The organism is Nonomuraea sp. LP-02 (genome assembly GCF_036289125.1).
Lineage (GTDB): Bacteria > Actinomycetota > Actinomycetes > Streptosporangiales > Streptosporangiaceae > Nonomuraea > Nonomuraea bangladeshensis.
This window is the reverse complement of record NZ_JAXCLK010000001.1, coordinates 5,609,719-5,627,546: the sequence shown is the minus strand read 5'-3', so window position 1 is coordinate 5,627,546 and position 17,828 is coordinate 5,609,719. Positions and strand designations below refer to the sequence as shown.

20 protein-coding genes and 1 pseudogene are annotated in these 17,828 nt (G+C 71.0%); 10 read left to right on the top strand and 11 right to left on the bottom strand.

Annotated features, from left to right (window positions below; genetic code table 11):
- The first annotated feature begins 413 nt into the window (after positions 1-413).
- Together SMD20_RS26150 and SMD20_RS48385 are read left to right on the top strand one after the other, a co-directional pair.
- Positions 414-1,205, top strand: coding sequence for a GNAT family N-acetyltransferase (locus SMD20_RS26150; protein ID WP_329585765.1), 792 nt, complete (start codon positions 414-416; stop codon positions 1,203-1,205).
- 116 nt (positions 1,206-1,321) lie between these two features.
- Positions 1,322-1,762: pseudogene (locus SMD20_RS48385) on the top strand (serine/threonine-protein kinase); the annotation flags it as partial.
- A 35-nt stretch (positions 1,763-1,797) separates the two neighbouring features.
- Here SMD20_RS48385 and SMD20_RS26140 read toward each other — a convergent pair.
- Positions 1,798-2,526, bottom strand: a complete 729-nt coding sequence (locus SMD20_RS26140) for an SDR family oxidoreductase (protein ID WP_329585759.1) — start codon at positions 2,524-2,526, stop codon at positions 1,798-1,800.
- Between the two features lie 76 nt (positions 2,527-2,602).
- A complete protein-coding gene (locus SMD20_RS26135; RefSeq protein WP_329585757.1) occupies positions 2,603-3,643 on the bottom strand; it encodes a DUF418 domain-containing protein in 1,041 nt (346 codons plus the stop codon).
- A 322-nt stretch (positions 3,644-3,965) separates the two neighbouring features.
- On the opposite strand from SMD20_RS26135, the gene SMD20_RS26130 reads away from it, so the two are divergent.
- The 3 genes from SMD20_RS26130 to SMD20_RS26120 all read left to right on the top strand — a co-directional run bounded on the left by SMD20_RS26130 (position 3,966) and on the right by SMD20_RS26120 (position 6,226).
- Positions 3,966-4,535, top strand: a complete 570-nt coding sequence (locus tag SMD20_RS26130; protein WP_329585755.1) for a shikimate kinase — start codon at positions 3,966-3,968, stop codon at positions 4,533-4,535.
- Between the two features lie 96 nt (positions 4,536-4,631).
- The gene (locus SMD20_RS26125) at positions 4,632-4,979 is read left to right on the top strand and encodes a VOC family protein (protein WP_329585753.1); all 348 of its coding nucleotides are present in this window, start codon (positions 4,632-4,634) and stop codon (positions 4,977-4,979) included.
- 113 nt (positions 4,980-5,092) lie between these two features.
- Positions 5,093-6,226, top strand: a complete 1,134-nt coding sequence (locus tag SMD20_RS26120; RefSeq protein ID WP_329585750.1) for an NAD(P)/FAD-dependent oxidoreductase — start codon at positions 5,093-5,095, stop codon at positions 6,224-6,226.
- Between the two features lie 6 nt (positions 6,227-6,232).
- Here the strand turns inward: SMD20_RS26120 and SMD20_RS26115 are convergent, their stop codons facing one another.
- The gene (locus SMD20_RS26115; protein WP_329585747.1) at positions 6,233-6,688 is read right to left on the bottom strand and encodes a flavodoxin family protein; all 456 of its coding nucleotides are present in this window, start codon (positions 6,686-6,688) and stop codon (positions 6,233-6,235) included.
- Positions 6,689-6,701: 13 nt separating this feature from the next.
- Positions 6,702-7,094 carry a winged helix-turn-helix transcriptional regulator gene (locus tag SMD20_RS26110; RefSeq protein WP_329585744.1) on the bottom strand — a complete coding sequence of 131 codons (393 nt, stop codon included), beginning with the start codon at positions 7,092-7,094 and terminating at the stop codon, positions 6,702-6,704.
- A 91-nt stretch (positions 7,095-7,185) separates the two neighbouring features.
- Here SMD20_RS26110 and SMD20_RS26105 point away from each other — a divergent pair, with 91 nt between their 5' ends.
- Together SMD20_RS26105 and SMD20_RS26100 are read left to right on the top strand one after the other, a co-directional pair.
- Positions 7,186-8,148: an NADP-dependent oxidoreductase gene (locus SMD20_RS26105; protein WP_329585741.1), complete on the top strand. Its 963-nt coding sequence runs from the start codon at positions 7,186-7,188 to the stop codon at positions 8,146-8,148.
- 59 nt (positions 8,149-8,207) lie between these two features.
- Entirely contained in the window at positions 8,208-8,558 is a 351-nt protein-coding gene (locus SMD20_RS26100) for a YbaB/EbfC family nucleoid-associated protein (RefSeq protein ID WP_329585738.1), read from the top strand.
- Between the two features lie 11 nt (positions 8,559-8,569).
- On the opposite strand, the gene SMD20_RS26095 is transcribed toward SMD20_RS26100, so the two are convergent.
- A complete protein-coding gene (locus tag SMD20_RS26095; RefSeq protein ID WP_329585735.1) occupies positions 8,570-9,520 on the bottom strand; it encodes a WXG100-like domain-containing protein in 951 nt (316 codons plus the stop codon).
- 24 nt (positions 9,521-9,544) lie between these two features.
- Positions 9,545-9,937, bottom strand: coding sequence for a hypothetical protein (locus SMD20_RS26090; protein WP_329585733.1), 393 nt, complete (start codon positions 9,935-9,937; stop codon positions 9,545-9,547).
- A 203-nt stretch (positions 9,938-10,140) separates the two neighbouring features.
- On the opposite strand from SMD20_RS26090, the gene SMD20_RS26085 reads away from it, so the two are divergent.
- A complete protein-coding gene (locus tag SMD20_RS26085) occupies positions 10,141-11,388 on the top strand; it encodes an RICIN domain-containing protein (RefSeq protein WP_329585730.1) in 1,248 nt (415 codons plus the stop codon).
- An 18-nt stretch (positions 11,389-11,406) separates the two neighbouring features.
- Here SMD20_RS26085 and SMD20_RS26080 read toward each other — a convergent pair whose 3' ends face one another.
- Complete coding sequence (locus SMD20_RS26080) at positions 11,407-12,780, bottom strand: sensor histidine kinase (RefSeq protein WP_329585727.1); 1,374 nt, start codon at positions 12,778-12,780, stop codon at positions 11,407-11,409.
- A gap of 129 nt (positions 12,781-12,909) precedes the next feature.
- Between SMD20_RS26080 and SMD20_RS26075 the strand changes: the two genes are divergently transcribed.
- Positions 12,910-14,166 carry a cation:proton antiporter gene (locus SMD20_RS26075; RefSeq protein WP_329585725.1) on the top strand — a complete coding sequence of 419 codons (1,257 nt, stop codon included), beginning with the start codon at positions 12,910-12,912 and terminating at the stop codon, positions 14,164-14,166.
- Positions 14,167-14,173: 7 nt separating this feature from the next.
- Here the strand turns inward: SMD20_RS26075 and SMD20_RS26070 are convergent, their stop codons facing one another.
- Entirely contained in the window at positions 14,174-15,718 is a 1,545-nt protein-coding gene (locus SMD20_RS26070) for an alpha/beta hydrolase (RefSeq protein WP_329585722.1), read from the bottom strand.
- 104 nt (positions 15,719-15,822) lie between these two features.
- Positions 15,823-16,584: a class I SAM-dependent methyltransferase gene (locus tag SMD20_RS26065; protein WP_329585719.1), complete on the bottom strand. Its 762-nt coding sequence runs from the start codon at positions 16,582-16,584 to the stop codon at positions 15,823-15,825.
- Between the two features lie 102 nt (positions 16,585-16,686).
- On the opposite strand from SMD20_RS26065, the gene SMD20_RS26060 reads away from it, so the two are divergent.
- Complete coding sequence (locus SMD20_RS26060; protein ID WP_329585716.1) at positions 16,687-17,223, top strand: CGNR zinc finger domain-containing protein; 537 nt, start codon at positions 16,687-16,689, stop codon at positions 17,221-17,223.
- Positions 17,224-17,283: 60 nt separating this feature from the next.
- On the opposite strand, the gene SMD20_RS26055 is transcribed toward SMD20_RS26060, so the two are convergent.
- Together SMD20_RS26055 and SMD20_RS26050 are read right to left on the bottom strand one after the other, a co-directional pair.
- Complete coding sequence (locus SMD20_RS26055; RefSeq protein ID WP_281249570.1) at positions 17,284-17,409, bottom strand: hypothetical protein; 126 nt, start codon at positions 17,407-17,409, stop codon at positions 17,284-17,286.
- A gap of 31 nt (positions 17,410-17,440) precedes the next feature.
- Positions 17,441-17,824 carry a ClpX C4-type zinc finger protein gene (locus SMD20_RS26050; RefSeq protein WP_329585711.1) on the bottom strand — a complete coding sequence of 128 codons (384 nt, stop codon included), beginning with the start codon at positions 17,822-17,824 and terminating at the stop codon, positions 17,441-17,443.
- Positions 17,825-17,828 lie beyond the last annotated feature (4 nt).

Genomic DNA, 17,828 nt, shown 5'->3' with positions numbered 1-17,828 from the left:
GGCAGAGCTGACTGAAGCTGGGTTTCGAAGATCTCGCTACACGGTGAGCGACTGATCGCCGAGCGGGTGCCGTCCGGGTTGGCGAACCAGTAGTTCGACTCGTCGAAGTAGCCAGCCCAGATGTTGCCCTGGGGGTCCGTCATGAGTTGCTCGATGCCTTCACCAGCGTAGAAGGCCGATTCGGTCCGTCCGCCTCCGTCGATCACTCGGACGTTGTTGGTGAGGTGTAGTTCGTCCTCCGGAACCAACCATCGATAGCGCTCGACGTCGACGCCCACGGGCTCGCAGCGTGCGGCGGCAGGCGTACAAGGGGTGGCAGGCGCCGCCGAACGGGGGCGGTCGTGGCTGGAACGCCGGCTGCGCCTTGTTGCCCAGGCGAAAAGCAGTTGTCATAGCTCGTACTGTCTTGTCCTGTGACAGAGATCGACGACTTGCTTGCGGCATATGACCAGCAGATGCGCGGAGCGCCTCCTCACCCGCCCGCCGGTGTCATCATCGAGCAGGACGGTCCGCTGTTGCGGATCGTCGGCCAGTTCCGCGGCTTCGTCAGCGCCCCGCGCGACGTCGGGGTCCGCGGTGGCGAACTCGACCGGCTGATCATCCGCCAGCGCGACTACTTCGCCGCGCGCGGCGAGGCGGTCGAATGGAAGACCCGCGGGCACGATCAGCCGGCCGACCTCACCGAGCGTCTGCTCGCGGCGGGATTCGTACCGGAGGAGCAGGAGACGGTCCTCATCGGTTTTGCCAAGGACATGAACGCCGCACCGGCTCTGCCGAGTGGGGTCACCCTGCGGCAGGTGACGGACGACGTCGACATGCGTCGTATCGCCGCAATGGAGTCCATCGTCTGGGGACAGGACTGGTCCTGGCTCGGTGATGACCTGATCGCCCGCGTGTCGGCAGCTCCGGACGAGATCGTTGTCATGGTCGCCGAAGCCGACGGAGAGGTGGTCTCCGCAGCCTGGCTGGTCTTCCGCGAGGGCACCGAGTTCGCCGGTTTGTGGGGTGGTTCCACGTTGCCGGCATGGCGGGGCCGGGGCATCTACCGCGCGCTGGTCGCCGCCCGTGCGGAGCTCGCCGTTGCCCGCGATGTCAGGTTCCTGCACGTGGACGCGTCCGACGACAGCGCGCCGATCTTGCGGCGGCTCGGCTTCCGCGCGGTGACCACGACCACGCCGTACGTATGGTCGCCGCCGCGGCCCTGACGGGTACGGGAGTCGTGCCTGCTGCGTTGCCTGTTCGAAGACGTCTGGTAAATGCCGCGGGTCTGGAGACTTGACAGATTCGCGCGTGTACGCGCAGGTAGGCTGCCAGGATTTCGGTGCAGACACAGCCAGGACGTGTGATCAGCGGGCGGTACCGCCTCGAGTCCGTTCTGGGCGGCGGGGGCTTCGGACGGGTCTGGAAGGCTCACGACGAATCTCTCGATGTGGATGTGGCGGTGAAGGAGGTCTGGCTCCCGTCGGCAGCCTCCGACGAAGAGCGTGCGCAGCGGCTGCGCCGCGCCGAGCGTGAGGCGCGCAACGCGGCCCGGCTGCGGTCACACCCGCACATCGTCACCCTCCACGACGTGGTGATCGAGGATCAAGCGCCGTGGATCGTCATGGAACTCGTCGACGGCGGCACCCTCGCTGAGCGGATTCTCCAGAACGGCCCGTTGGAGGCCCTCGGTACGGCGCACGCGTCCGGCATCGTGCCCCGGGACGTGAAGCCGGCGAACGTGATGTTCGCGCGGGACGGCCGCGTGCTCCTCACCGACTTCGGGATCGCGCGCAGCTTGCTCCAGCGTGCGAGCACTCAGACCTGTTCGAAGTGGAATGCCTTGATGAAGCAGTCACGGGGCTGGGTGACCGCGAAGAGGATGCACTGCGCGAGTGACTGCGCGGTGAGGGCGTCCTTGGCCTCCCGTGGCGTGGATTCCCACTCCTTGGAGAGGGGGTCGGGGTTGTCGAAGTCGGGCGGGTAGAGCGATATCACCCGGACTCCCTGGGGTCGCAGGCGCTTGGAGAGGATCTCGGTGAATCCGGCTTGGGCGCTCTTGGCTGCGTAGAAGGCGTCGTGCGCGTCCGAGCGGTGATGTCCGGCCGTCCCGCAGGCGGAGACCATCGTCACCACATCCGGCTTGTCCGAGTTGAGCAGGAGAGGGAGGAAGTTCTTCACGGTAAGGACCGTGCCCGTCGCGCCGGATGCGATGGTGTCGACGACATCGGCGTCGGAGGCTGACTGGAGGTCCGGCCCGTGGAGGTAGCGCGCGCCGTTGTTGATCAGGATGTCGACGCGGTCGGTGCGCTGGTTGACGCCGGACGCGAAGTCGCGGATCGAGGCGGGATCGGTCAGGTCGCAGGCATAGGCGTGGACCTGCTGATGGCCGCGGTCGCGGATCTCGTCGCGGACCCGCTCGGCGGCGGCGAGGCTGCGTGCGGACAGGAAGACCTCCGCGCCGAGGTCGGCGAATCGGATGGCCAGAGTTCGCCCGAAGTCGCGGCCGGCAGCGGTGATGACCACGCGATGGTCGTCGAATCTCATGGTTCGCTCCTTCTACGGTGACCGGCCGGTTGTCCGGTTTTGGGCATGGACCACTATGCCCGAGCCGGCCCCAAGCTCATGATCTCCCGGCCCGGCTGAGGGGCGGGCGGCGTGCCCAGGTGGCCCAGCGCCAGAGCCACTCGATGGGGCCCTGGCGGTGGCGGCGCAGCCAGAGCGTGCAGAACAGCCACTGGGCGGCGAGGATGGCTCCGGCGGTCCAGTACGCCGTCGTCAAGGACTGGCCGATCGGCAGGCCGAGGACGTACGCGGCCAGAAGAACGAGGAGCGTGGCGGTCAGATAGCCGGTCAGCGCCATCCGGCCCAGCGGCGCGAAGACGAACCGCAGCGCCGGTCGCAGCGGCGTTCTGAGCAGGATCAGCATGCCGCACACGTACACGCCGACGAGCAGCAGATCGGCCAGGGTGGTCACGGCGGGCAGGTACGTCGTGGCACCCACGGCCCGCATGCTCGCCTGTGCCCACAGTGCGGCGGCCAGTCCCGCCGCGAACGCCAGCCCCAGCAGGAGCGGCCCGCGGGTGAATCGCTCGATCTGACCGATCACCCCGTAGCGGACCAGCGCCGCGCCCAGCAGGAACAGCCCGGCGATCAGCAAGGGCCCGCCCCCGCCGAAGATCAGCGCCGCCGGGATGAGTACGGCGGCGAGGCCGGCCATGGCCCAGCGCGGCAGCCAGGTCGAGGGCAGCAGCACCAGCATGCCGACGACGGCGTAGTCGGTCAGGATCTCGCCCGGCCACAGCAGCATGTGCACGAGGCCGATCGCGAGCAGCGCCCCGAGCCGGCGCAGCAGGACCAGGCGTGGGCGGGGGACGCGGCTCGCGGCGGAGTCCAGCAGCAGCGCGAACCCGATGCCGAACAGCAGGGAGAAGATCGGCAGCCCGAGCCAGGGGTCCCAGTCGCCCATGGGCTGCACCGCGACGGCGGAGCCGCCGGTGGCCATGAGCTGGATGTTGGCGAGCAGGATCTCGCACAGCGCGAACCCGCGCAGCACGTCGAGTGCGATGATCCGGGGCCGGCCCGAGGAGGGTGCGGCGCTCTCGGGCTGCCGGCCGGCGGGGGCCTGGAGGTGTGTCTCTTGGGGGAGATCTTCGCGTGGCATGGGGCTTCATCCTGTAGAGCCACGCGAGGTGACGGCACCGGTCGGAAGCAGGGGCCGTGGTGGGCGAGATCATACTTTCGGCCGGTTCAGCGGCAGGTGCGGTGGCGTTCCTGTCCGGCCACCTTCTCCGCCGGCTGACAGGGCCGATGGCACCCGGCGGGCCGAGTGTCTCGGCGAGGCTGTTCAACGACGCGCCGCAGCGTATGGGGCCGATCTCGCCTGTCGCGCCGAACAGAGCCATGATGGCGAGCGCTGTCACGGTGCCGGAGCACAGCGACCTGTCGCCGGCCGCCAGGATGGAGGAATGCGTACAGCCCCGTGGGTGGTTCTCATCGGTCCGGCCGCAGCAGGGAAGAGCACGCTGGGGGAGGGACTGGCCTCAGCCACAGGAAGAGAGTTCGTCGATGTGGACGCCATCGGCGAGACCTATTACGCCGAGGTCGGATGGAGCATGGACCGGCTGCGTGACCGGATCCAGGCCGTAGGCAGGGTCGCGGCCGAGCGGGAGTGGGAACCCGCGCGTGCCCATGCCGTGGAACGCATGATGGCCGACCATCCGGGCGCGATCGTCTCCCTCGGAGCCGGTCACAGCCACTACACGCGGTCCGAGTTGTTCCAGCGGGTTCGGCTCGCGCTTCGCCCTGTCGATCATGTGGTGCTCGTACTGCCTTCCTCCGACCATGAACGATCCATCCAGATCCTGCGGCGGCGCAGCCTCGCCACGAAGGGAACCGACTGGATCAGCCGGGACGGGCACGACTTCCTCCGTCAATGGGTGCACGACCCGGGGAACGAGGCTCTCGCGACGACGGTCCTCCACACCGAGGGAGAGGAACCCAGGCAGAGCATCAACCGCCTTTCCACCATGATTCACGCGAACAGGTCCAGGTAGCCGAGCTTCGCGGTCATCACGGCGCCGCACCCCGCGCCGGCGAAATGCCGCCGGCGGGCGGCGGCGGGCCGGTCGTTGATCGCTACGCTGGCGGCCATGCGTGGACGTGTGAGCCAGATCGTGGTGGACTGCCGGGATCCTGCGAGTTTGGTGGGGTTCTGGGCGGCACTGCTCGGGGGTGAGCCGGTGCACCGGGCGCGGGGGTGGTCGCACGTGGAGCCGCCCGGCGGCGTACGGCTCGCGTTCCAGCCGGTGGCCGAGGGCAAGGTGGTGAAGAACCGGCTGCACCTGGACATCGAGGTCGAGGCGATCGGGCCGGCCGTCGCCGCCGCGGTACGGCTCGGCGCCGCGCGGGTCGGCGAGGAGGTCGTGGACGATCAGGGGGCGTTCCAGGTCATGGCCGATCCCGAGGGCAACGAGTTCTGCTTCGTCGCGCCCGCCTGACGCGGGCGGGATGAGGCGAAGTTGTGCAGGCGCCCTGGAGGTGAGGTGAGGGTGCCGGGCGGATAGCGTGCAGACCGCCGTCCCGGCGCGGGAGCGCGCCTACCTTGCGAGGTATGCGAAGAGTGGACGTACTGGTGGTGGGGGCGGGGCTGGCCGGTCTGCACACCGCCAGGCTGCTCGCCCGGCGCGATCTGGACGTGCTGGTGATCGACCGGCGCAGGTCGCCGGACTCGGGGATCCGGACGACGGGGATCTTCGTCCGCCGTACCCTCGACGACTTCGACCTGCCCGAGCACCTGCTCGGGCCCGGCATCCGGGACGTGCTGCTGTACCCGCCGTCGCGGCGCTCGCCGGTCCGGCTCACCAGCGATCGGGACGAGTACCGCGTGGCCGACATGCCGGGCGTCTACCGGTACGCGCGCCGCGCGGCGGAGACCGCCGGGGCGGAGGTCCTCCCCGGCGTCCGGTACGTCAGGGCGCGGTCGGGCGTCGTGACCCTGGAGGGGGCGGAGCCTGTGGCGGCGAGGTACGTCGTCGGCGCGGACGGCGCCCGCTCGCACGTGGCCCGTGACCTGGGCCTAGACGTCAACCGGCGGTTCCTGGTCGGAGCCGAGCTGGTGCACCCGATCGTGCCGGGCACGGGCGACCCGGTGTTCCACTGCGTGCTGGATCCGCGGGTCGCGCCCGGATACCTGGGGTGGGTGGTGGCCGACGGGCGGCAGGCGCACGTCGGCGTCGCGGGGGACCCGGGCGCGATGCGCGCCGGGGTACGGCACCTGCTGGACGCCTTCCTGGCGGACGGGGCGCCCGGGCACACCCCGCCCGCCGGTCCGGTCGAGCGCCGGGGCGGGCCGATCCCGGTGGGCGGGGTGCTGCGCCGGCTGGCCTGCCCGGCCGGGCTGCTCGTCGGCGACGCGGCGGGCGCGGTGTCGCCGTTGACGGCCGGCGGGCTGGACCCGTGTCTGCGCCTGTCGGAGCTGGCGGCGGCGGTCGTGGCCGAGTACCTGCGGACCGGTGACCAGGAGGTGCTGCGACGGTACGACGGGGGCGCGCTGCGGGCCCGGTTCCGGGGGCGGCTGCTGCTGCGGCGGGCGCTCGCCGGCGTACGGACGGCCGCGGCGGCGGAGGCGGCGGTGGGGCTGCTGCGCGGCCGGGCCGGGCGGGCGCTGGCGGCGCGGGTCCTGTTCGGCGACGGCTCGTTCCCCGACGTACGGGCCGGGCTCGCCGACCTGACGGCTGCCCGATGACGCGCCCTACGTGGGGCTGATCGTCGCGGCGAGAGTGGCGCCGAGCTCCCAGCAGGCCGCCAGGTCGTCCTTGCCCGGCGGGCCCGTCACCGTGACCGGCCGGACGACCCGCTCCCAGCCGAGCCCGGCGGCGATCGACTCGACGGCGCGGACGGCCCCGGTCGTGTCGTTGTTGCCGTGGACGTACAGCCCGTACGGCATCCGCCGCGTCTCCTCCAGGCACGGGTAGTAGACGGTGTCGAAGAAGTGCTTGAGCGCGCCGCTCATGTAGCCGATGTTGGCGGGCGTGCCCAGAACGACCCCGTCGGCCTCGAACACGTCGACGGGGGTGGCCCGCAGCGCCGCCCGGGTGACCACCTCCACGCCTTCGACCTCGTCGGTCGTGGCGCCGTCGCGCACGGCGGTGAAGAGTTCCTGGAGCGTGGGCGAGGCGGTGTGGTGCACGATCAGCAGGCGTGACACGGCGACGATCCTCTCACGCCTCCGGCGGGCCGCCCGCGTCGGCGCGCGCGGAGTGGATCTCGTCGAGGTGCTGCTCCACCCAGGAGCGCAGCAGGCCGAGGGGGCCGGCCACGCCGCGGCCGAGGTCGGTGAGCGCGTACTCGACGTGCAGCGGGACCGCCGGGTAGATCGTACGGTCGACGAACCCGTTCTCCTCCAGGCGGCGCAGGGTCTGCGTGAGCACCTTGGGGCTCACGCCCTCCAGGCGGCGCTGCAGCGCGCCGAAACGCTGCGGCCCCTCCTCCAGCGCGCCGACGGCGAGGGCGGACCACTTGTTGGCCAGCAGGTCGAGGACGTCCCGGCAGGGGCACTGCGCCGCGTAGACGTCGTGCCGGTCGTGCAGGCCGGTGCGGCAGGTCAGCGCCATGGCCTGGTCCTTTCCTTCATGGGTGATTACTTCCCAAAGGATAGTAGTGTCCCTTGCTAGTTACTACCGTCCTATGGGTAGCTTCGGCTGCATGTCATCCACCATGCACGCGATCGTTCAGGACTCCTTCGGCGGACCGGAGGTGCTGCGCCTCGCCGAGGTGCCGCGACCGGCCCCGCTGCCCACCGAAATCCTCGTACGGGTGCACGCCGCCGGCGTGAACCCCGTCGACTGGAAGACCCGCCAGGGCGGCGGCATGGCCGGGGTGCTGGGGGAGCCGCCGTTCATCCTGGGCTGGGACGTCTCCGGCGTGGTCGAGGAGACCGGGTTCGGCGTGACCATCTTCGAGCCGGGGGACGAGGTGTTCGGCATGCCGTGGTTCCCGCGCCAGGCGGGGGCCTACGCCGAGTACGTCACCGCGCCCGCCCGCCACTTCGCCCGCAAGCCGCGCGCCTTCGGCCATGAGGCCGCCGCCGGGATCCCGCTGGCCGCGCTCACCGCCTGGCAGTCCCTGGTCGACACCGCCGCGCTCGGCAGCGGGCAGCGGGTGCTGATCCACGCGGCGGCGGGCGGCGTCGGCCATCTGGCGGTGCAGCTCGCCCGGCACGCGGGCGCGTACGTGATCGGCACCGCGAGCGCCGCCAGGCACGACTGGCTGCGCTCGCTGGGCGTGGACGAGGTGATCGACTACACCACGACCAGGTTCGAGGAGGCCGTACGCGACGTGGACGTGGTCCTCGACCTCGTCGGCGACTCCCACGACCGGACGAGCACCCGTTCGCTGGAGGTGCTGCGGCCGGGCGGGCTGCTGATCGCGGTGCCGTCGGGCGTGGAGCCTGAGCTGGTCGAGCGCGCCCGCGAACGCGGCGTGCGCGCCACCGGGATCCTGGTCGAGCCGGACGGCGCGGCGCTGGCCAGGATCGCCGAGCTGATCGACAAGGGCGAGCTGAGCGTCGAGATCGAGGAGGTCTTCCCGCTCGCGGAGGCCGCCGAGGCGCACGCGCGCGGCGAGCGGGGACGCAACCGGGGCAAGATCGTGCTCCGCGTCCCCTGATCTGCTGTGTCTTTTGTTAGGTATTGCGCCTTATGCGAGCTTTGTGGCAAAACTGGCGCATGATGGAGCGAGATCTTCGCAGCGGCGATCCGGAGCTCGACCGCCTCATGGCGGATTTCCAGGCGAGTTCTCAGGAGTTCTCCGAGGTCATCGGGAAGGTCGGTGACGTCGTGGGACAGGCCGAGAGCTCGGACGGCAAGATCAAGGTGCGCGTCTCGTCCTCGGGGCAGCTCGTCGGCCTGCATCTCGACCCCAGGGCGATGCGCCTGGGGTCGCAGGAGCTGGCGGGCGCGATCATGGAGCTGTCGCGCCGCGCGACCGACGACGCGGCGCGACGCCTCATGGAGCTGTCGCGCCCCTACCTCGAAGGCGACCGGCCTCCCGCCCAGGGCGACCGGCGCCGCCGATAGCCGCGGCCTCATCACGGACGCGCGATGAGGCTGCGCGTGCCGTGGATGAGGAACTTCTGGTACATCTCCTCCTTGGTCAGGCCGTGCTCCGTGCCGGGCAGCGGGTTGTCCCCGTGCTGCGCGTCCATGGTCATCGAGTACGTGACGGAGGACGCCATCCGGGGCAGGAAGCTGCCGGTGTTCAGCTCGGTGCCGTTCGGCAGCTTGACGTGGGTGCCGAGGGTGCGCAGGCCGGGCACCTTCGCCATCAGCGCCGTGCTGCCCTCGGCCACCGTGTCGAAGGCCATGTTCGCGACGAAGTGCTCGCGGAAGGCGTCGAGGTTGTAGCCGGCCGACCTGACGTCGTTGCCCGACAGGTCCTTCTTGATGCCGCCCAGGTAGTTGATCCCCAGGGGCAGGACGACCTCGCCCGTCGCGTACGCGGCGCTGTCGGCCAGCATGTACGCGAACAGCGGCAGGAGCATGACGACGAACCGGTTGGCGCTGACCTTGAGCGCCAGCGCCTTCCGCTTCATGATCGCCTGGAGGATCTTCCAGGTGACCACCTGGTATCCGATGGTGAACATCATGTCCACCGTCAGGATCCAGCACAGCACGTGCAGGGCGTGATTGATCTTCTCGATCGTGTCGGCGTAGGCGCGGCAGGCGTTGGCCACGTTCCGGTGCTTGAGCGAGACCGCGAGCACGGCCGGGCCGTACTGGGTGGTCCAGAACTTCTTGAACTCGTCGACCGCCGGGTCCTCGCTGGTCTTCCAGACCTTCTCGGCGGCCTCGTTGGCCTCGCGGAAGTGCTTGTCGATGTCGTCGGCGATCTCGTCCAGCGTGTCGGCCAGCTCGCGGATCTTCTTCGGGTCGCCGTCCAGGTACGAGATGCCGAAGAGCACCTCGGGCGCCAGCACGCCCGCGACTCCGGCCCCGGCCATGCCGGTCAAGGCGACTTTGGCTCCGAGCCCCAGGGCCATGCCCGTCCCCTCCCTCTCCGGTCGTCAGGCCCGCTCGACCGGTGTGGTGGGCAGGGGGATGGCCTTCGGCTGCTGCTTGCCGAACTCCACCAGGTCGTGCACGAAGGCGTTCTTGTCGACCATGCTCGCCCAGTCGGCGGTCTTGACGTTCTTGCTCATGGCGGTGACGGCCACGCCGATGGCCTCGTACGACTTGGTGAGGTTGTCCAGGGCCGTGAACAGGTCCTTCTGTGCGGCGTCGTAGCCGGGGTGGCCGTCCTTGCCCCGGCGGAAGATCAGCGCCGCCTCGTCCTCGCCGAGGTAGACCCTGAGGTTCTCCACCATCGAGCGGTCCAGGCTGACGGCCCGGGTGAAGTCGCCGCCCTCGTCGTGGATCGCCTTGCCCGCGGCCTCCATGCTCTTGTGATCGATGTCCACAACAGCCCCTCCTGCCACTTGTGTGCGGATTCGCCAGTCTCTGAACCATTGATTTCGGCGAGATGTCCTAACGGTTGCTACTTCGAAGCGAAGCCGTTTCCGCGGGGGGCGAGAAAATGAGAGAGCGCTCTCTTGACAGGGCCGGTGATGTTGTCGGAAGGTTTCCGTAAAATCACGACTCGTGGATTCGTGAGGTAACCCGAATGATCCGCACCCCCCGAACACCCCGAACGCTCCTCGCCGTCGGCGCCGCGCTCGTCTCGGTGCTCGCCCTGCTCGTGCCCCTGGCCGGCACCGCGAGCGCCGCCCCCGCCCCCGGCCCGCTGGTGTGGTCCGACGAGTTCGACGGAGCCGCCGGCAGCGCCGTGAACGCCGCGAAATGGCGCTTCGACATCGGCGGCGGCGGCTGGGGCAACAACGAGCAGCAGTACTACACCGACAGCACCCGCAACGCCGCCCTCGACGGCTCGGGCAACCTGGTGATCACGGCCCGCCGCGAGAACCCGGCCGGCTACCAGTGCCACTACGGCACCTGCCAGTACACCTCGGCCCGGCTGCTCACCGCCGCCACCTTCACCCGCGCCTACGGCCGCTTCGAGGCCCGCATGAAGATCCCCAGGGGCCAGGGCATCTGGCCGGCCTTCTGGATGCTGGGCAACGACATCGGCTCGGTCGGCTGGCCCAACAGCGGCGAGATCGACATCATGGAGAACATCGGCCGCGAGCCGAACACCGTCCACGGCACCATCCACGGCCCCGGCTACTCCGGCGGGGGCGGCATCGGCGCGGGGTACACGATCGGCGGCGCGTTCGCCGACGCCTTCCACACCTTCGCCGTCGACTGGTCGCCCAACCTGATCGTCTGGTACGTGGACGGCGTGGAGTACCAGCGGCGCACCCCCGCCGACCTCGGCGGCAACCGCTGGGTCTTCGACCACCCGTTCTTCATGATCCTGAACGTCGCGGTCGGCGGCAACTGGCCCGGCTACCCCGACGGGACCACCACGTTCCCGCAGACGATGACCGTCGACTACGTCCGCGTCTACGCCCCGCCCACCGACACCGGCACCGGCGGCCGGATCACCGGCATCGGCGGCAAGTGTGTCGACGTGGCCGGGGCCGCCACCGCCAACGGCACCGCCGTACAGCTCTGGGACTGCAACGGCACAGGCGCCCAGAACTGGTCGTGGAACGCCGACGGCTCGGTGCGGGCGCTCGGCAAGTGCATGGACGTCACCAGCGGCTCCACGGCCAACGGCGCGAAGGTGCAGCTCTACGACTGCAACGGCACCGGCGCCCAGAAGTGGACGTACAACTCCGGCAACGGCCAGATCGTCAACCCCCAGTCAGGGAGGTGCCTCGACGCGACCGACGTGAGCTCGGCCAACGGCACCCGCCTGCAGATCTGGGACTGCGGCGGCGGCGCCAACCAGAAATGGTCGCGTTCCTGAGAGAGCGCGTTCTCGCGATCAGCGCCCGCCCAAGGCCGGCAGCCGCAGCACGAAGCGGGCGCCCGTGTCGGAGTCCTCGATCGTCAGCGTGCCGCCGTGCGCGCGGGCGATCTCGCGGGCGATCGGCAGACCGAGCCCGGTGCCTCCCGCGTCCCTGCTGCGGGAGGCGTCCAGGCGGGTGAAGCGCTGGAAGACCAGCTCGCGGTGCTCGGGCGCGATGCCGGCGCCGTCGTCCAGCACCTCCAGCACGGCCTCCCCGTCCTGCTGCCGCACGGTGACGAGGATCTGCCGCTCGGCGTGCCGTTCGGCGTTGTCCAGCAGATTGGTGAGCAGGCGGCCGAGCTGGAGCGGGTCGCCGCTGACGACGACGCCCGGCTGCAGGCTGGTGATCACCTGCTTGGCGCGGGGCCGGGCGGTCTCGGCGGCGACCAGCTCGCCGAGGTTCACCGGCTCCCGGCTGGAGGGCGCGCCGGCGTCCAGCTTGGTGAGGGTGAGCAGGTCGCCGACGATGGCCTGGAGCCGGTCCAGGCTGGTCAGCACCTCCCGCCCGGTCTCCGGCCAGTCGGTGTCCTCGGGGTGGAGCAGCGCGTCCTCGACCTGCGTGCGCATGGCCGTGATCGGGCTGCGCAGGTCGTGTGAGGCGTCGGTGGCGAACCTGCGCTGCCGCTCCATCGCGAGCTCCTGCTGGTGCCTCGCCTTCTCCAGCCGCTCCAGCATGTGGTTGCCGGTCACGGCGAGGTCCCTGATCTCGTCGTCGTGCTGCGGGACGGGCAGGCGCATCGGGCCGTCGCCGCTCGCGGTGATGTCGGCCAGCCTCCTCGTGATGGCGCTGACCGGGGCGAGCGTCTTGGCCACGATGTGGAAGACCCCGAAATAGGACAGCGCGACCAGCAGCGCCGTGACGCACAGCTGGAAGATGATCAGGCGCGGGCTGACGTACCAGGGAACGGCGGGGGAGAAGGCGAGGATGTGGTAGTCGCCGTCCGGCTGGAAGGCGGTCAGCCCGGCCACCGTCTTGCAGGAGCCGGGGAAGGCGGGCAGGTCGCAGACCTCGTCGGCGACGTCGCTGGCCATGGTTCCGCGTGGGACGATGTCCGTCTGCCGGGGCTGCCCGGCCAGGTTGGGGGTCGAGGAGATCGGCCGGCCGGCCGGATCGAGCACCTGGATGCCGTCGAGGCCGTTGGACGGCAGGGTCGCGCCGAGGCGGCCACGTTTGATCAGGAGGAGCACGAACAGGGCCCTGTTCGACGTCTCGTGCGCGTGGGCGACCGCGGCCTGGTTCCGGACGCCCTCCACCACGAACGCGCTGACCACCACGTTCAGCAGCAGCATCACGATGGCCGCGTACAGTGCCAGCCGGCTGCGGAGCGAATGCCCCAAACGTGTCTTCACGCCCCTCCCCCGCTGGTCAGGACATCACAGCCCGCGTCTTCGGCGAAGGATCAGTCACCCCAAGGTTGGATAAAAAGGTCGCGGCGGCGGCACGACTGTCGGCGGCCGGGCAGGGAAGTGACCTGGCTGATGTCCTCCCCTGATCTTGTCCTGGCCCTCGCCGGCGCCGCCGCGCTGCTCGCCGCCGTCCTGCCCGGCCTGCTCGCCCGCCGGGCGCTCTCGCTTCCCCTGGTGTACCTGCTCGCCGGCATGGCGCTGTACCTGCTGCCGATCGGGCTCCCCGAGCCCGACCCCGTCGTCCACCGGACGGCCGTCGAGCACGTCACCGAGATCTGCGTGCTGGTCTCGCTCATGGGCGCCGGGCTGGCGCTGAACCGGGCCGTCGGGTTACGGAGCTGGTCGACCACGTGGCGGCTGCTCGGCTGGGCCATGCCGCTGACCGTCGCCGGGGTGGCCGCCGCCGCGACGGGCATACTCGGCTGGCCGCTCGCCGCCGCGCTGCTGCTCGGGGCGGTGCTCGCACCGACCGACCCGGTGCTCGCCTCCGACGTCAGCGTCGGCGAGCCGGTCGACGCCGAGAACGCCGACGACGAGGTCCGCTTCGCCCTCACCTCCGAGGCCGGGCTGAACGACGGCCTCGCCTTCCCCATCGTGTACGCCGCCATCGCCCTCGCCACCGCCGGCGGCACGGGCTGGCTGGGCGCATGGGCGCTGACCGACGTGCTCTACCGGGTCGTCGCCGGCGTGGTCTGCGGCCTGCTCATCGGCCGCCTGATCGGCCGGCTGACCTTCCACTCGCCGGCGGAGGAGCTGCGCCTGGCCGAGCGCCGCGACGGGTTCGTGGCACTGGCCGCCACCCTCCTCGCGTACGGCGTGACCGAGCTGGCCGGCGGCTACGGCTTCATCGCCGTGTTCGTCACCGCCTGCGCCATCCGCCGGGTCGAGCACGGCCACGGCTACAACAGCGTCCTGCACGGCTTCGTCGAGCAGCTCGAACGGCTCTTCACCGCCTGGCTGCTGCTCCTGCTCGGCGGCTTTGTTGCGGCCGGCGGCCTGGCCCCGCTCACCTGGGGCGGCGCCGCCGTCGGCCTGCTGCTGCTCCTGGTCATCCGCCCGCTGGCCGGCTGGCTCTCCCAGCTCCGCGGCCCGGCCGGGCCACGGGAGCGGGGGGTCATCTCGTTCTTCGGCATCCGGGGGATCGGGTCGCTGTTCTACCTGGCGTACGCGCTGGGCCACGCCGACTTCGGCGTGCCGGCGGAGGAGCTGTGGGCGGTGACCGCCTTCACCGTGGTGGTCTCGGTCGTCCTGCACGGCATCACCGCCACCCCGGCCATGAACCGCCTCGACGCACTCCGCGAGCGCGTCGAGGCGGGCGGCCGGAGCTAGGGGCAGGTCACCGGCGGGCGTACGTCCAGCCGGGCAGGCCGGGCCGCGGACCCGGGTACGGGCGCTGCGCGCTCCTGGCGCTCATCTCGGCGGGCGGTACCGCCGGGCAGCGGGCGCCCTTGGCCGGCAGCTCGCCGGAGACCAGGTAGCGGTCGAAGGCGGCCGTCGGGCAGTCACCGCGGCCGTAGATGCCGTGCCCCCACCCTTCGTACGTCAGCAGCCGGGCCTCCCGCCCGATCTGCGCCGCCGCGTTGACCGCCCACGGGTAGGGCGTGGCGGGGTCGTGCAGGGCGTTGCCGACCAGCAGCGTCGGCGAACCGTCCACCTTGAGCCGGTGCTGCGGGTTCGGCGTGCGCGTGCCCAGGCAGTTCAGCGTCAGCGGATGCGCCGCGCTGCTGATCAGCATGTCCGGGGCGATGGCCGCCGACCTGCGCAGCAGCCGGTCCCATTCGCGGAAGTCGCGTACGGGCAGCGCGTAGTCCTGGCAGAAGACGAAGCCCGCGTCGTTGAAGGTCTCCTCGGCGGCGGCCTTCTTGGCGGTCATCGGGGCGAGGAGGGGGCTCACCGTCCCCGTGCCGCTCTCCATGGCCGCCAGCAACTCGGCGAACGGCTGCCAGACCGGCCCGTAGAAGGAGCTGAAGGCCATCCCGATGAGGTCGAGCTTGCGCAGCACGATCTCGGGCTGCCCGGGGAAGGTCAGCTCGCCGCGCTCGGCCCTCGCCAGCAGCTCGTGCCAGAGCGCGCGGACGTCCCTGCCGTGCAGCGCGCACGTGTCGGTCCGGCCGCACCAGGCCACGAACTCGTCGAAGGAGTCCTGCGCGGTCCACGACTCGGTGTCCAGGAACGCCTGGGTGCCGAGGCTGTGGTCCATGTTGCTGTCGAGCGCGAGGGCGCGGACCCGGCGGGGGTAGCGCTCGGCGTAGAGCTGGCCGATCAGCGTGCCGTAGGAGACGCCGTAGTAGGTCAGCTTGTCGTCGCCGAGCGCGGCGCGCAGGGCGTCGAGGTCGCGGATCACGTTACCGGTGTGGACGTGGTCGAACAGCGGCCCGGTACGCCGGCGGCAGTCGTCGGCGTAGCGCCGGTTGAAGGCCAGCATCGCGTTCCAGTCAGCCTGGCCGCGCATCGCGGTCGGGTCGGGGGTCTGGGCGGCGAGCTCCAGGGAGCAGGTGATGGGGTGGCTGCGGGCCACGCCGCGCGGGTCGAAGCCGACCACGTCGAACCGGCTGGTGATCTCGGGGGTGAAGCCGAGCCAGTCCTGCAGCACGGCGTCCACGCCGGAGCCGCCGGGGCCGCCGGGGTTGATCACCAGGGAGCCGACGCGGGCGGCCGGGTCGCTCGCCCTGCGCCGGGCGAGGGCCAGCTCGAAGGTCCCGCCGCGCGGGTTGTTCCAATCGATCGGGACGGTCAGCGTTCCGCACTCGACGGCGGCGTTCTCCGCGCAGGGGGCCCATTGCACGGCCGGCGCCGCGCCCGTCGCGCCGGCCGCGGTCGCCGGCGCGAGCGGCGCGGCGAGACCCAGGAGGAGGGCGAGGATCAGGACTGGTCTTCGCATCACGATTCCCATCGTCGGGGGACTCGATCATCGGCCAGCCAGTCCGACAAGAACATCCGACTGAAGTAGGAAGTCTTGTCATACCTGAGTGTCGCCCGGCGGGGTCACCCGCGTACGGCGCAGAGCAGCCGGTTGTTGCCGCGCTGCCAGAGCGTGCCCACCTCGGCGAACCCGGCCGCCCGCAGCGCCTCGACGTGCTCCGACAGCAGGTGGGACTCCGAGCCGTGGTGGTCCGCCCCGGCCGTGGTCCGTTCGCGGTCGAGCTCGGCGAGTGCCGGGTCCGCGCTGACGGCGTCCCACCAGGCGCGCCAGTCCTCCGGCCGCTCGGCGCCGAACACCCGCTCGGCCTCGCGCTCGTGCAGCGCGCGCTCCAGCCGGGCCAGCTCGGGCGTGACGTCGTCGCTGTCCAGGTGGTCGCCGTTGAGCAGCAGCCCGCCGGGGCGGAGCACCCCGGCCAGCTCGGTGTAGACCCTGAGCAGGTCGGGGCCGGAGATCCAGTGCAGCGCCGTCGTGCTGACGGCGGCGTCCGCGGGCCGGTCGAGGCCGAGCAGGTCGCTCCAGCCGGGCGTGCGCAGGTCGGCGGGGACGAACGTGAGCCCCGGGTAGGCCGCCCGGCCGAGCCCGAGCAGCAGCGGGTCGGCGTCCACGGACACGACCCTGGCCCCGGGCAGCCGCTCGACGATCCGCGCCGACAGCGACCCCGGCCCGCACCCCAGGTCGATGACCAGCGGATCGGGCCGGCCCAGGGCTTCGAGGGCGTCGATCAGGGCGGTGAAGCGCTCCTCGCGGTCGGGCAGGTAGCCCTCCTGCTGGCGGTCCCAGCGCGCGATCCACTCCCGTGCGGCATCGTGAGTGAGCACAGACATCTCCTTGTGACTGTCGTTTATGCTTTCGTCAGTCACAACATAGAGCGCGAAGGTGTAACCGGTCAATTGGACTTCAACAGTCACACCGATGGAGTGGTCCGGGTGACGGTGGCGTTGGTGAACGCCCTGACCCCCGGCGAGCAGCGCGGACGCCCCTACCCGGGGCCCGCCGAGGTCGGCGTCGCGGCCACCGATGCCCTGCGGACCGTCTACCGGACGCACCGGGCGGTGAGCGCCGCCGAGGGTGGCGAGCTGGCCGCGGTCGCCGCCCGCCTGCGCGCGGTCTTCGCCGCCGTCGCGGCCGATGACGTCGACACCGCCGCGATCACGGTCAACGGGCTGCTGGAGGAGTTTCACGCCCGCCCGATGCTCGAACGGCACGACGGCGAGCCCTGGCACCTGCACTTCCACGGCCCCGGCGGCACCACGGCCGGCGAGTGGGGGGCGAGCTGCGCGATGGGCCTCGCCATCGTGCTCGGCAGCGAGTTCGCCGACCGGCTCGGGGTGTGCACGGCGCCGCACTGCGACCGCGTCTACGTGGACGTCTCGCGCAACGGCGCCCGCAGGTTCTGCTCCACCGCCTGCCAGAACCGCGTCAAGACGGCCGCCTTCCGCGCCCGGGGCCGCGCGGGGGAGTGACAGGGGCAAGGGCCCCCTGCTCCAGCTCCCCGTGCGCGGACGGGGAGCTGGAGCCCGTTTCTAACCGGCTTCCTGCGCCGGGGCGCCGAGCCGTTCCGCCTCTTCGTGCAGCGCGAGGACCAGCACCAGCTCCAGGCGGAGCTCGTCGAGGTCCGGCGCGGCGAGGCCGCCGAGGACGCGCATCATCAGCCTCCCTGCCGATGAGACGCCCCAAGGGTCACACGGGATTACCGACCGGGCCCTCGGATCTGAACCGTTCCCACGCCGACTGCCGCGTCATGCCGAGCGCGGCGCCGATGCGTTCCCAGCTCACGTTCCGGTCGCGGAGTTGCGCGACCCAGTCGTGCAGATTGTCGTCCACCTGAGCCTGTACGGCGGCGATTTTCGGCAGATGGTCGAGGATTTCCTGATCGGACATGGATTCCCAGGCGGGAAGCCGGGGCTCCGGGGAAGCGGTGGTGCGTTCGCTTTCCAGGATTGCGTTGCACAGGTCTACGCATTCGTTGCAAATGTGTACACCGGGGCCTGCGATGAGTTTGCTCACTTCCGCGCTTCTCTTGTGGCAGAAGGAGCAGCGGAGTTTGTCTTTCCAGTCAGGCATGGCC